This window comes from Kribbella sp. NPDC000426 (assembly GCF_040300265.1).
In the GTDB taxonomy this organism is placed as follows: Bacteria; Actinomycetota; Actinomycetes; order Propionibacteriales; family Kribbellaceae; genus Kribbella.
Genome location: NZ_JBEPDK010000005.1, coordinates 756,983 through 772,153, shown reverse-complemented (window position 1 = coordinate 772,153; position 15,171 = coordinate 756,983). Strand labels below are relative to the sequence as shown.

The window sequence follows — 15,171 nt, the reverse complement described above, 5'->3', positions numbered from 1 at the left end:
TCAGACTGCCGAAGCGGTGACCGCGGCGCGTTCGAGGGCGAGGGTGCGGCGGCGGGAGTGCATGCTGTCGAACGTGAACAGGGCCAGTGCGACCCAGACCAGGCCGAAGCCGGCCCAGCGCATCGGTGTCATCTGTTCGTGGAAGATCAGCAGGCCGCAGATGAACTGCATGATCGGCGCGATGTAGTTCAGCAGGCCGAGCGTCGTCATCGAGATCCGGGTGGCCGCCGCGCCGAAGAGCAGCAGGGGTACGGCGGTGATCGGGCCGGTCAGCAGAACGAGGACGAGGTACGCCGTACCGTGGTGCGTCACCGTCGCGTGGCCCTGCAGCCCGAGTACGACGATCGCCGCGAGCGCCAGTGGGGCGACCGTGCCGGACTCGACGGCCATGCCCTCGATCGCGCCGGCGCCGGCCTGCTTCTTCGCCAAGCCGTAGCAGCCGAACGAGAGCGTCAGGATGATCGCCACCCACGGCGGCTTCCCGTTCTCGATCGCAAGCCCGAGGACGGCCACGAAGGCGATCCCGAGCGCGGTCCACTGCATCGGCCGCAACCGTTCCTTCAGGACGAAGACGCCGAGCAGGACCGTGAACAGCGGCGTGATGAAGTACCCGAGCGAGGTCTCCACGACGTGCCCGTGGCCGACGGCCCAGATGTAGGTGCCCCAGTTCACCGAGATCAGGAAGGCCGCCGCGATCAACGGCCAGCGCCGGCGCGGTTCCGCCAGGAGTGCCTTCACCCGGCCGAACTTCCGCAGTACGGCGACCAGGATCGCGATCGTGATCAGCGACCAGAGGATCCGGTGGGCGAGCAGCTCGACCGCGCCGGAGTGGTCCAGAAGCTTCCAGTACAGCGGGAAGAGACCCCAGATCAGGTAGGCGGTGAACCCGTAGGTGAATCCTCTTCGCTGTTCCGGCACGGCGTCAGCGTAAGCCTGCCCGACAGTCGCATCCAACTGCTTTGCTCATGACGTGAGACGCGGGTGACGCGGGACGTGAGTCCGTTGGTGTGATGGGGTTGGATGGAGGGGTGAACACCAGGAGGCGCGCGTGGGTGTGAGGACCGGTCTGGTCTCGGTGACGTTTCGGCAGTTGCCGGTCGACCAGGTGGTGGAGGTGGCGGCGAAGTCCGGGCTCGCGGCGATCGAGTGGGGCGGTGACGTGCATGTCCCGCTGGGCAACCTCGTCAACGCCAAGCGGGTGCGGAACCTGACCGAGGTCCACGGCCTGCAGGTCGCGGCGTACGGCTCCTATCTGCGGGCCGGCAACGTGGACCGCGAGGAGATGCGTTCCGCGGTCGCCACCGCCGAGGCGCTCGGCGCGCCCCGGATCCGGGTCTGGGCCGGCAACGTCGGTACGGCGGAAGCGGGCGTCGGCGACCGGATGGCCGTGACCCGCGGACTGGGCGAGCTCGCCGACATGGCCGCCGGTGCGGGCATCGAGATCGCGATGGAGTTCCACCGCAACACGCTCACCGACGAGGTCGACTCGACGATCACGCTGCTGCTCGACGTCGGCGCCCCGAACCTCAAGACCTACTGGCAGCCGCCGGTCGACCTGGACGACGCGCAGTGCCTCCAGCAGTTGGAGGCGCTGATGCCGTGGCTGAGCACGGTCCACGTGTTCTCGTGGTGGCCGTCCAACAACCGCCTGCCGCTCGCGGCCCGTGAGTCCCTGTGGCGCCCGGTCCTCGACCGTCTCGCCGCCGAGCCCCGCGAGATCAACGCCCTGCTCGAGTTCGTCGCCGACGACTCCACCGAACAGTTCTCCAAGGACGCCGCCGACCTGCACAGCTGGGTCTAGACGGGCAGGTAGATCGCCAGGATCAGCTTGCCCTTCGTCGGTACGCCGCCGGTGACGGCCACGGTCACGCCGGCCGTCTCCGCGGGGCCGGCCGGGCGCGGATCGCGCGCGATCCCGAGTGACCCGCCCGAGCCCGCCGCGACCCCGATCCCGCTCTCCGACTTGCCGACCCGAAGCGTGCCCTCGACATGCTCGGAGACGCCGAGCGGCGAGCTGCCGTACGCGATCACGTACGGCGTGTTCGCGGGCGTCACCATCGACAGCGTCTTACTCGGCCCCGGGGCGGTGCGGACGTCGGCGAGCTTGTAGTCGTACCCGCCGCTCTCGATCCGCTCGGGGAGGAAGACACCGTCGACCACGTGCTGGTTGCCCTCGAAGTAGACGCCCAGACCCAACCGGGCATCCGGCGGCGCTGCCGGACCGTTCCGGTGCGACGGGACGATCTGCGCGACCACGTCGACGCGCTCACCGGCCGGCACCGGTGAAGCGATCGTCATGCTGCTGCCGGTCCCGGCATCGGTCGAGCTCGCGTCGCAGGTGGAGCTGTACGGCGCCCCGGGCCCGACCCGGATCGAGACCGAGTACGGGCGGTCCGTGGAGTCGTAGCCCGCGTTCGCCGTACAGAAGTCGTGCAATACCAGGCGGTTGCCGGTCGCGGTGAAGCTGAACCGCACCTCGGTCCGTCCCGGGTCGGCCACCTTCGCTCCGGCGAGGGTGTCGCCGCCGATCGTCGACCGATAGACCACGCCGTCCTTGCTGTAGGCGTTCGGATCGGCCGGTACCGCCCGGGTCGGGGGACCGTCGGTCGACTTCGGCCCGGTGGCGTAGATGCCCACTGCGAGCTGGGCGTTCTTCGCTCCGGGCTTGCGGGTCTGCACGTCGATCACCTGGGCCGTGACCTGTACCGGCTTGCCGACGGGGGAGGTCAGCCAGAGGGCGTCGTCTGCCCGGATCTCGGCGCTGCTGCCCATGGTCCACGTGTCCGGCCCGCTGTCGCAGCCGGCGTCGCCGACGTACCAGCCGTTGATCGTGAAGCGAACGCCGAACATGCCGCCGTCGGCGCTGCAGTCGGCGCGGAGCGTGACCGAGGTCGTCTGCGGGGTCCAGGCGAACGACAGCTCGTCCTGGCCGCGGTCGCCGATCCATGCCTTGAGCAACTTGTCGCTGCCGACCGTGCCGGGGACCGTCAGACCGTTCCGGGTGTAGTCGCGCGGGGTGTCGTCGGCCGGGTCGGGCCGCGTCGACCGCAGGCTGGGCACGAGGCCGGCGCCGATCGCGGCGATGACGGCGACGACCCCGAGCGCGGTGTACGTACGGCGGCGCCGGGTGCCGCGGATCTTGGTCCTGACGCCGGGGAGCAGGTCGGCCGGGTGGTCGTCGGCGGTGGCGGCGCGGGTGGCGAGCTCGTCGCGCAGGTCTTGGAGGTTCATCGCGGGGTCTCCAGGTCTGCCGTCGTACCGGCGGTCAGCGCGGGGTCGACGCGGAGTTTGGCGAGGGCTTTGGCGGTCTGGCTCTTGACGGTGCCGACCGTGCTGCCCATCATGCGGGCGGTCTCGGCTTCGCTGAGGTCCTCGTAGAAGCGCAGAACCACGACGGCGCGCTGGCGGCGCGGGAGGCGGCCGATCGCGTCCCAGAGATCGAGTTGGTCCTCGCCGAGCGGAGCAGGGGATTCGGGTAGCTCCTCGGTCGGGATCTCGCCGTTCCAGCGGCGGCGCCACCAGGACGAGTACGTCGTGACGAGGATCCGGCGGACGTACGGCTCCGGGTTGTCGGCGCGGATCCGGGCCCAGTGGAACCAGGCCTTGGCCAGCGCCGTCTGGACCAGGTCCTCGGCCAGTGCGTGGTCACGGGTCAGCAGGTAGGCGGTCCGCAACAGGCTCTGCGAGCGCGCCGCCACGAAGGCGTCGAAGCTCGCGGTGCTGTCGTCGGCCGGCACCCGCGTCACCCCCGTCGTCACCACACCGTCGTCGATGCTCACATCCTGACGGACCGGCCGGCCCGCCCGAATGGTTGCCTCGCCACCCGCAATTTGGTTGTCAGAAAGTTTCGCCGAGGGCTGGTCAACCGCCGGATCTTGCCGGAATGCTGGGCGTGACAGGTTCCTTCACCGCCCCGGAGGTGTCCGATGTCCATTACGTTCCCACGACTGCTCGCCGTACTGATGCTCTTTGCGGCAACCCTCACCGCCTCGCAGGTCGTCGCCACGACCGTCGCGCACGCCGACGGTTGCTACACCTGGGGCCGCACGCTCAGCCAGGGGATGAACGGCGAGGATGTGCGGCAGTTGCAGATCCGGGTCGCCGGCTACCCCGGGTACGGCGGTCATCTCGCGACCGACGGTGATTTCGGGCCGGCCACGAAGGCGGCCGTCCAGCGGTTCCAATCGGCGTACGGGCTGGGTGCCGACGGCGTTGCCGGGCCGGCGACGTACAGCAAGATCTATGCGCTGCAGGACGACGACTGCACACCGATCCACTTCACGTATGCGGAGCTGGACGACGGCTGCGGCGGATCCGGGTACGACGGTGGTCCGCTGTCGGAGGCGGCGACCAAGGCCAACGCGCTGCAGACGATGTGGCAGCTCGAGGCGCTGCGGCACGCGCTCGGCGACCAGCCGCTGAACATCTCGAGCGGCTTCCGCAGCATCCCGTGCAACAACTCGGTAGGCGGCGCGAGCAACAGCCAGCACCTGTACGGGCGCTCGGCCGACCTCACCGGCGTCCATTCTTTCTGCACGATGGCGAAGGAGGCCCGCAACCACGGGTTCGGCGGCATCTTCGGGCCCGGCTACCCCGACCACAACGACCACACCCATGTGGACATCCGGACCACGAACTCGTGGAGTGCACCCAACTGCGGTATCTAGCGCGCTCTGGCTGCCCGTCTAGTCGAGTGGGCGGTCGCCGAAGCCGGTCAGTGGCGGTAGGTCCAGGTCTATCGCCGCTGACAGGCGATCCCAGCCCACGTGGCCGAACGGCTCTGCACCTTGAGTGAACTGTTGCTCGAGGGTGTGGGCGGCTCGCTCGGCTGCTTCGCGTTCGGTATCGGTGACCAGACCGGTTGCGTGGGCGGTGGCGAGTTCGTCCCAATCCTCAGTGCCGACTGTCCCGTCCGCGCGCCGGAACGGGTCCAGTTCCAGATCCTCGAACGTCCACTCCGCGCCGACCTGCGCCGCCTGCGTGCTGACATCGACGTGCAGGAGTCCGCTCTGGCGGAAGTAGGCGAACCACCAGCCGTCATGCGGCGCAAGCTGGACCGAGTGCTCACCCGGCTGGCCTGGACCGAGTTGGGCCACCTCGCAAAGCTCCCCGTTGCTGCCGCGGTAGAGCGAGTGCGCGGGCGTGTAGAACCAGGTGCCGAAGGCATCCGTCGCCAGTTGGTACGCCGACCACAGTCCCGACCCCGAAGGCCGTTTGCGTTTGCGGATGTACGTCGTCTTCACAGCAGCTGGCTCACGGTGTGGATCAGCAGCCCGACCAGCGCGCCGACGACCGTGCCGTTGATCCGGATGAACTGCAGGTCCCGGCCGACGTGGAGCTCGATCCGCGCGGATGCCTCGCGGCCGTCCCAGCGTTCGATCGTGTCGGAGATGACTGAGACGATCTCGGTGCCGTACGTGCGGACGACGTACCCGACGGCCTCGACGGCGCGGGCGTCGACGCGGGCGCGGAGCGTTTCGTCGTCCTGGAGCCGGCCGCCCAGATCGTGGATCGCCTTGATCGCGCGTGCCCGGAGCGTGCTGTGCGGGTCGTTGATCGAGTCGATGAGCGCCGTACGCATCGCGTCCCAGACCGCGGTCAGGCTCGAGCCCATGTCCGGATGGGTCAGCATCCGCGCCTTCCACGCCTCGAACCGCTCCATCGTCTCCGGGTCGTGCTGCAGGTCGTCGGCCAGTTGCGCGAGCAGCCGGTCGACAGCCCGTCGCGCCGGGTGCGCCTGGTTGTCGCGTACTTCGGCCAGCCACGCGAGCGCCTCGCGGTGGATGCGGTCGATCACCAGCCGGTCGACCCACTGCGGCGACCAGCGCGGCGCTCGCGGACCGACCACGTCCGCGAGCAGTTCCCGGTTGTTCGCCAGCCAGTCGTACGCCTCGACCATCAGCAGATCGAACAGCGCGTGATGCGCGCCGTCCTCGACCACCGACTGCACGAAGTGCCCGGCGATCGGGCTCAGTGGCTCCTTCACGAACCGCGGCAGCAACGACCCGCGCACGAACGCGGATACATCTTCGTCGCCGAGCTTCGGCAACGCCGCCCCGATCGTCCGCGCGCCTTCGGCCACGATCCGCTCGGCGTGGTTGCCGTCCGCGAGCCATTCACCGACCCGGCGGCTGACCTCCGCCGTCCGCATCTTCTCCGCGACGACTTCCTCGGACAAGAAGTTCTCGGTGACGAACTGCTCCAGGCTCTCGGCCAGGCTGTCCTTGCGGGTCGGCACGATCGCGGTGTGCGGGATCGGCAGCCCGAGCGGATGCCGGAACAGCGCGGTGACCGCGAACCAGTCCGCCAGCGCACCCACCATCGCCGCCTCGGACGCCGCGTTCAGGTACGCCCAGCCGCCACTGAGGTGCAGCGTGGCCACGTAGATCACGGCTGCGAGCACGAGCAGCGCCAACGCCACGGACCGCATCTGCCGCAGCCCACGCCGGCGTACCTGATCGGCTGCGGTCAGGGTCATGGTCGCCATACCCCGATTCAACCAAGTGGGCGGTGAACAACAGGTCAGGCAAGCACCTGATTTGTCCCTCGACGTTCCATCAGACCGGAAATCAGTGCGAGGAACAGGCCCGCGACGGCGAGCCCGGCGCCCAGCCGGCTCGGCCATTCGTAGCCGTAACCGGCCGCGAGCACGACGCCGCCGAGCCAGGCGCCGAGCGCGTTGGCGATGTTCAGCGTGGAGTGGTTGAGCGACGCGGCCAAAGACTGGCCTTCGTGAGCGACGTCCATCAGGCGGGTCTGCAGCGCGGGTACGAGGATGCTCGCCGAGCAGCCCATCGCGAACACGGCGACCAGCGCGCCGGGCCGCGTCTGCGCGAGCCAGCCGAAGGCGCCGAGTACGACGGCGACCGCGACCAGTCCGCCGTACACACTGCCCATCAGAGACCGGTCCGCGAGCCGGCCGCCGACCACAGTCCCGACCGTCATGCCCACGCCGTACACAGCCAGCACGATCGTCACGGTCGACTCCGAGAAGCCGGCCAGCTCGGTCATCGTCGGTGTGATGTAGGAGTACGTCGCGAACATGCCGCCGAAGCCGACCATCCCGACCAGCAGGGCCATCCACACCTGCGGACGTTTGAGGGCGCTGAGCTCGCTCCGGACGTTCACGTCGCTGCCGACCGGTTGAGGCGGCACCCATAGCCACACTGCAACTAGTGTCAATGTCCCTAGTACGCCGACCGCGAGGAACGGCACCTGCCACCCGAGCTGCTGTCCCAGCAACGTCGTCAGCGGTACGCCGATGATGTTGGCGATCGGAAGCCCGACCATCGTCATCGACACCGCCCGCGCACGCCGCTCCGGCGCCACCAGCGATGCGCCGACGACCGCGCCGATCCCGAAGAACGCGCCGTGCGGTACGCCGGACAGGAACCGGGCCGCCATCAGGAACTCGTAGCTCGAGGCAACCGCCGACAACACGTTGCCGATCACGAACACCGCGACCAGTCCGAGCAGCAGCCGCTTCCGCCCGGTCCGTGCGCCGAACGCGGCGATCACCGGAGCGCCGACCACGACCCCCAACGCGTACGCCGAGATGACATGGCCGGCCGTCGGGATCGAGATGTGGACGCCGTCCGCGATCTGCGGCAGCAGGCCCATCGTGACGAACTCGGTGGTCCCGATCGCGAAACCACCGGTCGCCAGCGCGAACAACGCCAGGCTGACGTGCCGCGCAGTACGGCGTGTGTCAGGAGTCACCGAACTTGTCACACCTGATTGTCGCAGAGATCAGCAGGGCCACCGCCAACAGGGCGAAGACCGCGTTCCCGATCAGGTCGGTGGTGTGCGCGGCGTCGAAGACAGGCTTCTCCGGGAACGCGTGCCATGCGTAGGTGAGCAGCGCACCACCCGCCGCGGCCAGCGTGTGCATCCGGGTCCAGCCCGTCCGCCGGGACCAGGTCACGAGGACGAACACCGTGAGTACCTCGATCGCGAGCATCAGGACCGCCTCGAGCCAGCCGTTCTTGACCTCGTCGTTGACGACCATCCAGCCGGAGCCGAGCGCGAGTGCGACCACCCCGACGATCCACGCGGACGGCACGCCTCCCGTCGTACGGCGCGGGGTCCGGCGGCCGATCCACACGGCCAGCGCGATCAGGACGACGATCGCGATGCCGACACCGACGTCCTGGCCGGCCGACGCGCGGAACGAGTCCTTCGTGTACCCGAACGCGGTTGTCGCGACGATGCCGGCGAGGAAGAGCATGCCGTACACCCACAGGCCGATCTTGCCGAGCCACGGCTCGCGCGGGCGGCGCGAGACCGACTCCATCAGAATGATCGGGACGGTGATGCTCCACACCGTGTGCAGGCCGAGGACGAACACGGTCCAGGGCGCGCCCATGCCCAGTGCGGAGATGTGGCCGGGGTCGAGCAGGCGCAGATCGGCGTAGTTCGGGTTGAACAGCGACTGGGTGGTGATGCCTTCCTCGATCACGCCGTACGCGAGGGCCAGGACGATCACGCTCGGGTAGCCCCAGCCGCGGCGGCGGACGAGTTCGCGGATCAGGACCGCGCCGCCGCCGTACAGCGGGGCCAGGGTCAGGAGCGCGAAGAACGCGCTGATCGGGATGTTCCCGAGCAGGAACTCCGCGACCAGGGGCGACAGGAAGAACAGGCCGAGGGCGGGCAGGCTCCGCTTCACGCTGTAGCGCTGGGGCGCGGTCACCACGTTCGTGTTCGTCATGGTCACAACTGTCGTGCGCGCGGGGCGGTCGTGCGGATGCGATCCGTCCGGTTCCGGCGCTGACGGACGTCCGGTCCCTGGCCTGACGGATGTCATGGCTCAGGGTCCGGTCAGGGTAATTCTGCCTATACGGCGTATAGGGAATGTGTATTTAATGGTCGTCATGAGCGACGTGACCACGAAGGACCGCATCACCGCCGCGGCGACGTACCTGCTGACCGAACACGGCGCGGCCGGTGTGTCGATGCGGAAGGTCGCGGCCGCGGTCGGGATCACGCCGATGGCGATCTACCAGTACTTCGGCGACCGGGAGACGCTGCTGAACGCGGTCGCGGACGCGGCGTTCGTCGAGCTGGTACGGCGCTGGGAGTCGGCCGAGCGTCCGGCCGTGGCGGACGAGCTGTTGCGGGAGATGCTGATCGATCACGTCGACTTCGCGCTCGAGCATCCGCGGCTCTACGACTACATGTTCACCGAGCGCCGCGACCAGGCCCGCAAGTTCCCCGCGGACTTCCGGGCCCGCAAGTCACCAACGCTCAACCTCGTCGCCGACGCGATCACCGCCGGCGTCGACCAGGAGCTGTTCCGCGCCGACACAGACATCTGGGAAACCAGCCTGATGTTCGCGGCACTGCTCCACGGCCTGATCCAACTCCACCACGGCGACCGCATCGGCATGCCGGAACCAGCCTTCCGCGCCCTCTGCCTACGCCTGGGCGAAAGGATGATCGATGAACTACGAATCTGAAGACCCCGCCGGCCCTCGCCGGCCCCCGGCCGGCTCGAGCCGGCTAGCAGGTGCAGGCAGCGCCGGTCCGGTGGGAGAGCCGGGAGCGCGGGGCGTGGGTGGCGCCGGGGTGGTTGGAGCGCCTGGCGGAGTGGTAGCCGCGCTGGCGGCTGTTGCCACCGGCGTCCTGTTGTATCTGGGGTCGGGGCTCCACACCATTCCCGCGTTGACCTGGCTTGCTCCCATTCCCGTGTTTCTGGTGGCCCCTCGGCTGAGGGCTTGGGCTGCGGGGCTGACTGCCTTTGTAGGTTGGCTCCTGGGGCTCGCGAATCTCTCGCGGTATCTGCTGGAGGACCTCGAGTTGCCGGTGGTTGCGTTGGCGTTCCTCCTGGCGTTGGCGGCCGTCTTCGCCGGAACCGTCCTGTTCTTCAGGGGATTGGTCGTGCGCGGACACCGGGTGATGGCTGCGTTCGCGGCCCCGGCTTTGTGGGCCGCGCTCGACTACCTGATTGCGACCCTCTCCCCGCACGGTGCGTTCACGAGTCTTGCGTACACGCAGGTGGAGGTTGCCCCGATCAACCAGATCGTGTCGTTGACCGGGCCCTGGGGCCTCAGCTTCCTGCTGTTGTTCCCGGCCGCGGTGATTGCCGCACGCAAGCTCCTCCTCATTGGCGTCCTGGCGATCGTTGCCGCGAGCACCTGTGTCTACGGTGTGGTGCGCCTGCACGGGACACCGCAGAGCGAGCCGGTGAAGATCGCCGTACTCTCCGCCCAAGGAGCGGACAACGCGGGCTGGCCGAACGCCGCTGGCCCGCAGATCATCGAGCGCTACCGCCCGCTGATCGCCGACGCCGCGGGAGCAGGCGCCAAGATCGTCCTGCTGCCGGAGAAGATCGTCGACGTCCGGACGACCGACCTTCCGCGGCTCTCCCAGCAGTTCCAATCGCTTGCCATGAGCAACAAGATCGAGCTCGTCGTCGGGCTCACCGTGCTCGGCGACGGGGACCACAACCGCGCCTTGATGTTCCACCCCGACGGCGCCGCGCCCACGTCGTACGACAAGCACCACCTGATCCCGGGGATGGAGCCGTACACGCCGGGCGACCGGCTCGCGACGTACGACGGCTGGGGTCTGATGATCTGCAAGGACCTGGACTTCCCCGCGCTGGCCCGGCAGTACGGCAAGCTCGACACCTCGCTCCTGCTCGTCCCCGCGCTCGACTTCGTCGACGACGGCTGGCTGCACAGCCGGATGGCGCTGCTGCGGGGTATCGAGAACGGCATTCCGATCGCCCGCGACGGCAGCCAGGGCCGCCTCACTCTCACCGACGCGAACGGTCGCATCATCGCCGAGACCATTGCACCGCCGAACGGACCGGCCGTCCTGATCGGCGAGCTCCGACCGGGTATCGACCACACGGTCTACACCGCCTGGGGCGACTGGTTCGCCTGGTTGTGCGGGCTGGTGGCGCTGGCCGGGCTGCTGTTGTTGAGGTCCCGCGGCGGGCGTGAAAACATCCGGCATGGCCAACTTCGGGGACTACCAGTTGCAGATTTACCTGCAAGGGATGTTGCAGGGGACGAAGCCGGAGATCACGACCGACCTGGCCCGGCTGGAGTCGCAGGCGGCCGGGAAGCTCCCGCTCGAGGCGATGGGGTACATCGTGCCGAGCGCGGGCGGCGGGGCGACCGCGCGGGCCAACCAGGCGGCGTTCGACCGATGGCGGCTGGCGCCCCGGATGCTCCGCGGCAGCACCGAACGTGACCTGTCCTGCACCATCCTCGGTACGGCGATGCCCGCGCCGGTCCTGGTCGCGCCGATCGGGGTCCAGACGCTCGCGCACCCCGACGGCGAACTGGCCACGGCCCGGGCCGCCGACACCCTCGGGCTGACCTACACCCACTCGACCCAGGCGAGCCACGCGATCGAGCAGATCGAGGCGAGCAACAAGTGGTTCCAGCTGTACTACCCGACCGACCGCGACGTCTGCCTCAGCTTCCTGCAGCGCGCCAAGGCCGCCGGGTACGGCGTACTCGTGGTCACGCTCGACACCGGGACTATCGGGTGGCGGCCGGCCGATCTGGATCGCGGGTTCCTCCCGTTCCTGAAGGGGGAGGGGCTCGCGAACTACTTCAGCGACCCGGCGTTCCGGTCGAAGCTGGCCAAGCCGATCGAGGACGATCCCGGCGCGGCGGTGATGCTCTGGGCACAGATCTTCCCGAACGTCGGGCTGTCCTGGGACGACCTGTCGTTCCTGCGCGACAACTGGGACGGCCCGATCGTCCTCAAGGGCATCACCGCGGTCGAGGACGCCAAACTCGCAGCCGAGCACGGCGTCGACGGCATCGTCGTCTCGAACCACGGCGGTCGTCAGGTCGACGGCGCGGTCGCCTCGCTCGACGCGCTGCCCGCGATCGCGGATGCGGTCGGCGAACAACTGACCGTCCTGTTCGACTCCGGCGTGCGGACAGGTTCCGATGCGGCCAAGGCGCTCGCCCTCGGTGCCAAGGCCGTGCTCCTCGGCCGGCCGCTGCTCTACGGCCTCGCGCTGGCCGGCCAAGCAGGCGTCGAGCACGTACTGCGTTGTTTCCTCGCCGAACTGGACCTGACCCTCGCGCTCTCCGGCTACGCCAACCACCGCGAGCTCAACCGCGACTCGGTGGTCCGCGCGTGAAGGCGGTCATCTTCGACCTCGACAACACGCTGTTCGACCACACGCTGTCGGCCACCTACGCAGTCCGCAGCTGGGTCACCGACCTCGGCGGCACGCCGACCGACGAGCTGGTCGCGCAGTGGTTCGCGATCGAGGACCGCGTCTACGACCGCTGGCTGTCCGGGGAGCTTACGCATCAGGGCCAGCGCCGCGTCCGCCTGCGTGAGTTCCTCCCGGTGATCGGCCACCCGGTTCCGCCGACCGAGCCCGAGCAGGACGAGTTCTTCGAGGGCTACCTGAAGCATTACCGCGGCAGCTGGACCGCGTTCCCGGACGCACGCCCGGCGCTGGAAGTTGCCCGCGGCAACGGATGGCGTGTCGGTGTACTGACCAACGGCAACACGGTGCAGCAGAACGCCAAGCTCGCCGCGATCGGCCTCGCCGACCTGGTCGACGTGGTCTGCACCTCGGAGGCGCTCGGGTTCAGCAAGCCGGCCCCGGAGGCCTACCTGCGCACCTGCGAGGCCTTGGGAGCCGATCCGGCCGACGTGCTGATGATCGGCGACAACCTCGAGAACGACGTGCTCGGCGCGCAGGCGGCCGGGCTGGCCGCGCGGCACCTGGATCGCGCGGCAGGGGCGAATCTGCTCGACCTGATGTAGTCTTTGCGACAGAGATGCCGATCTCTGAAGCGATCATTACAGGAGGTCGCGGTGCAGAACGTGGCGGCGCTGGTCCGGCGGTACGTCGACAGCGGCCGGTTTCCGGGCGCGGTCACAGTGGTTGCGCAGCGCGGCGAGGTCCTGCTGTTCGATGCGTACGGGCGTCGCGACGTCGAGCGTGAGTTGCCGATGACCGCGGACACGATCTTCCGGATCTACTCGATGACCAAGCCGATCGTGAGCCTCGGGCTGATGCAGCTCTACGAGGAGGGACGGTTCCAGCTCGACGATCCGGTGACGAAGTACCTGCCGGACCTCGGCCGGCCGAAGGTGTACGACGAGGGCGCGCTCCGCGAGTCCAGTCGCGAGATGACCGTGCGGGATCTCCTGATGCATACGTCCGGGCTTGCTGCGTCGAACGGCAAGCATCCGGTCAGCCTGCTCTATCGGCAGGCCGGGCTGAGCGGGATGGATTCGGACGCACCGCTGTCCGAGTTGCCGGGCCGGCTGGCCGGGCTGCCGTTGCAGGCCGACCCTGGGACGCGCTGGATCTACGGGATCTCTACCGATCTGGTCGGTCTGCTGTGCGAGGTGATCGGCGGGCAACCGCTAGACGATTATCTGCGGACCCGGATCTTCGAACCGCTCGGCATGACCGACACCGGCTTTTCGGTGCCAGAGGCAAGCATTTCCCGGTTCGCTGCCTGTTATGGGTACGACGACGGCGGGTTCAAGCTGACCGATGATCCGCGGACCAGCGCCTACACCCGGCCGCGTAGGTTCCTGTCCGGGGTCGCCGGGCTGGTGTCGACGGCGAACGACTACCTGCGGTTCGCCCGGATGCTGGCCGGCGGCGGTTCGCTCGACGGGACGCGGATCATCGGGCCGCGGACGTTGCGGTTCATGACCGCCAACCATCTGCCCGGTGGCCGGGATCTCGCCGCGTTCGCGGACTTCGGCGGGGAGACGAAGCGGGCGGGGCAGGGGTTCGGGCTCGGCTTCGGAGTACTGCTCGATCCGGCCGTCGCGCAGACGATCGGGACGCCCGGCGAATACTTCTGGGGCGGCAAGGCCTCGACGGCGTTCTTCGTCTCACCGGCCGACGAGCTTGTGGTCGTGTTCCTCACCCAGCTCGTCCCGTCCGCGACGTACCCGATCCGGCGCGAGCTCAGAGCTGCCGTGTACGGCGCGCTGGACGATTGACATGCCGTACCTCATCACCGACGACGGCTGCCGGTTGTGGACCCACGTCGCCGGGCACGGCCCGCGCATTGTCCTCGTCCACGGTGGTCCTGGTTGGTGGGATGTGTTCCACGACTTGTCGCTGCCCGGGTTCACGCTGCACCGCTGGGACCAGCGAGGCTGCGGCCGCTCGGACCGCCGCGGCCCATACACGCTCGCCCGCTCCGTCGCCGACCTCGCCACCGTGTGCGGCCCGGATCCGTGCATCGTGATCGGCCATTCCTGGGGAGCCGCACTCGCCCTGGAATTCGCCCAAGCCCATCCCGAGGCCGTGTCCCGCCTGGTGCTGGTGTCATCCGTCGGCCTCGACGGCCCACCAGCCGACTACCGCCCGAAGGTCGCCGAGCGCCTCGCCGAGACCGCGGAAGCTGACCCGTGGATCGCCCAGATCTCCGTCAACCTCGCCGATCGCACGACGGCCGTAGACCTGTCCTGGAAGCTCAACACTCCACGGTTCGAGCCCAACCAGCCATGCGCCGACGCCTTACGCGCCGAACTGAGCGCCCTGCCGAACCGAGCGAGCGCCTGCGCAAGAGTCACCGCCCCAACCCTCCTCATCCACGGCGCCGCCGACCTCCGCCCCCCACCCGTAACCGACACCCTCCTCAACTCCCTACCCAACGCACAACGGGTAGTGCTCGACGCAGTCGGACACTACCCGTGGCTAGAAGCCCCAACCCCCTTCGAAAAAGCAGTCCGGGACTTCCTCGGATGAACTCATGTCCGCTGGAGGTTATGGTCGAGATCAGTCCGCCTCGGGACCTCCATGTCTTTCATGTGATGGTTGCACGGGGCAAGCACCTCGAGCGGATGGAGGAGGGCAGATGAGCGAGAAGGACTACGACGCGGCTGCGGAGTGGGCAGAGCACGACATGCAACTCCCCGAGCAGTCGAAATCCGCTCTTCGGGGCGAGGATGCGGCTGCCTTCGGCAGGGATCTCATCGAGCGCTCCCGGGGCGGCCGGCCATCGATAGACCCGGATGCGGGACCGGGCGAGGCGTCGCCGGTTCGGCAGGTTCGCTTGCCTCGTGCGATCGATCACGACCTGGTGGTCTTCGCCGAACAGAACCATCGCAACCTCAGTGAAGTGATGCGCGAGGCCATCATCGAATACCTGACCGCCCACCGACAGGCCAGCTAGTCCCAGCACGAGGCCTAATGACCAAGGGGATCTCGAA

General features: G+C 68.7%; 16 protein-coding genes. 9 read left to right on the top strand and 7 right to left on the bottom strand.

Features of this window, described 5'->3' with window-relative positions; all coding sequences use genetic code 11:
- The gene (gene rarD, locus ABT313_RS27985) at nt 1-918 is read right to left on the bottom strand and encodes an EamA family transporter RarD (RefSeq protein ID WP_350859973.1); all 918 of its coding nucleotides are present in this window, start codon (nt 916-918) and stop codon (nt 1-3) included.
- A 130-nt stretch (nt 919-1,048) separates the two neighbouring features.
- Between rarD and ABT313_RS27980 the strand changes: the two genes are divergently transcribed.
- Nucleotides 1,049-1,801 (top strand): sugar phosphate isomerase/epimerase family protein, encoded by a 753-nt coding sequence (locus ABT313_RS27980; RefSeq protein WP_350859971.1) that lies wholly within the window; start codon nt 1,049-1,051, stop codon nt 1,799-1,801.
- Here ABT313_RS27980 and ABT313_RS27975 read toward each other — a convergent pair.
- Nucleotides 1,798-3,231 (bottom strand): hypothetical protein, encoded by a 1,434-nt coding sequence (locus ABT313_RS27975; RefSeq protein ID WP_350859969.1) that lies wholly within the window; start codon nt 3,229-3,231, stop codon nt 1,798-1,800. The genes ABT313_RS27980 and ABT313_RS27975 overlap by 4 nt on opposite strands.
- Nucleotides 3,228-3,779: a SigE family RNA polymerase sigma factor gene (locus tag ABT313_RS27970; RefSeq protein WP_350859967.1), complete on the bottom strand. Its 552-nt coding sequence runs from the start codon at nt 3,777-3,779 to the stop codon at nt 3,228-3,230. The genes ABT313_RS27975 and ABT313_RS27970 overlap by 4 nt, the downstream gene beginning before the upstream one ends.
- A 147-nt stretch (nt 3,780-3,926) precedes the next feature.
- On the opposite strand from ABT313_RS27970, the gene ABT313_RS27965 reads away from it, so the two are divergent.
- On the top strand, nt 3,927-4,667 hold the full coding sequence (locus tag ABT313_RS27965; RefSeq protein WP_350859966.1) for a D-Ala-D-Ala carboxypeptidase family metallohydrolase: 741 nt from the start codon (nt 3,927-3,929) through the stop codon (nt 4,665-4,667).
- An 18-nt stretch (nt 4,668-4,685) separates the two neighbouring features.
- On the opposite strand, the gene ABT313_RS27960 is transcribed toward ABT313_RS27965, so the two are convergent.
- From ABT313_RS27960 to ABT313_RS27945, 4 genes are read right to left on the bottom strand one after another with little or no spacing between them, the layout of a single operon-like run.
- Nucleotides 4,686-5,243, bottom strand: coding sequence for a DUF402 domain-containing protein (locus ABT313_RS27960; protein ID WP_350859964.1), 558 nt, complete (start codon nt 5,241-5,243; stop codon nt 4,686-4,688).
- Nucleotides 5,240-6,487: a DUF445 domain-containing protein gene (locus ABT313_RS27955; RefSeq protein ID WP_350859962.1), complete on the bottom strand. Its 1,248-nt coding sequence runs from the start codon at nt 6,485-6,487 to the stop codon at nt 5,240-5,242. The genes ABT313_RS27960 and ABT313_RS27955 overlap by 4 nt, the downstream gene beginning before the upstream one ends.
- 35 nt (nt 6,488-6,522) lie before the next feature.
- Complete coding sequence (locus tag ABT313_RS27950) at nt 6,523-7,719, bottom strand: MFS transporter (RefSeq protein ID WP_350859961.1); 1,197 nt, start codon at nt 7,717-7,719, stop codon at nt 6,523-6,525.
- A complete protein-coding gene (locus tag ABT313_RS27945; RefSeq protein WP_350859959.1) occupies nt 7,709-8,707 on the bottom strand; it encodes a hypothetical protein in 999 nt (332 codons plus the stop codon). The genes ABT313_RS27950 and ABT313_RS27945 overlap by 11 nt, the downstream gene beginning before the upstream one ends.
- 163 nt (nt 8,708-8,870) lie before the next feature.
- On the opposite strand from ABT313_RS27945, the gene ABT313_RS27940 reads away from it, so the two are divergent.
- From ABT313_RS27940 to ABT313_RS27910, 7 genes are all read left to right on the top strand, one after another.
- On the top strand, nt 8,871-9,455 hold the full coding sequence (locus ABT313_RS27940) for a TetR/AcrR family transcriptional regulator (RefSeq protein ID WP_350859957.1): 585 nt from the start codon (nt 8,871-8,873) through the stop codon (nt 9,453-9,455).
- Complete coding sequence (locus tag ABT313_RS27935) at nt 9,439-11,199, top strand: nitrilase-related carbon-nitrogen hydrolase (RefSeq protein ID WP_350859955.1); 1,761 nt, start codon at nt 9,439-9,441, stop codon at nt 11,197-11,199. Before ABT313_RS27940 ends, ABT313_RS27935 begins: the two co-directional genes overlap by 17 nt.
- Nucleotides 11,087-12,109, top strand: a complete 1,023-nt coding sequence (locus ABT313_RS27930; RefSeq protein WP_350859953.1) for an alpha-hydroxy-acid oxidizing protein — start codon at nt 11,087-11,089, stop codon at nt 12,107-12,109. The genes ABT313_RS27935 and ABT313_RS27930 overlap by 113 nt, the downstream gene beginning before the upstream one ends.
- Nucleotides 12,106-12,750: an HAD family hydrolase gene (locus tag ABT313_RS27925; protein ID WP_350859951.1), complete on the top strand. Its 645-nt coding sequence runs from the start codon at nt 12,106-12,108 to the stop codon at nt 12,748-12,750. The genes ABT313_RS27930 and ABT313_RS27925 overlap by 4 nt, the downstream gene beginning before the upstream one ends.
- A gap of 51 nt (nt 12,751-12,801) precedes the next feature.
- On the top strand, nt 12,802-13,953 hold the full coding sequence (locus tag ABT313_RS27920) for a serine hydrolase domain-containing protein (RefSeq protein WP_350859949.1): 1,152 nt from the start codon (nt 12,802-12,804) through the stop codon (nt 13,951-13,953).
- A 1-nt stretch (nt 13,954) separates the two neighbouring features.
- Nucleotides 13,955-14,707: an alpha/beta fold hydrolase gene (locus tag ABT313_RS27915; protein ID WP_350859947.1), complete on the top strand. Its 753-nt coding sequence runs from the start codon at nt 13,955-13,957 to the stop codon at nt 14,705-14,707.
- 109 nt (nt 14,708-14,816) lie between these two features.
- The gene (locus ABT313_RS27910; protein ID WP_350859945.1) at nt 14,817-15,134 is read left to right on the top strand and encodes a YlcI/YnfO family protein; all 318 of its coding nucleotides are present in this window, start codon (nt 14,817-14,819) and stop codon (nt 15,132-15,134) included.
- Nucleotides 15,135-15,171: the final 37 nt, after the last annotated feature.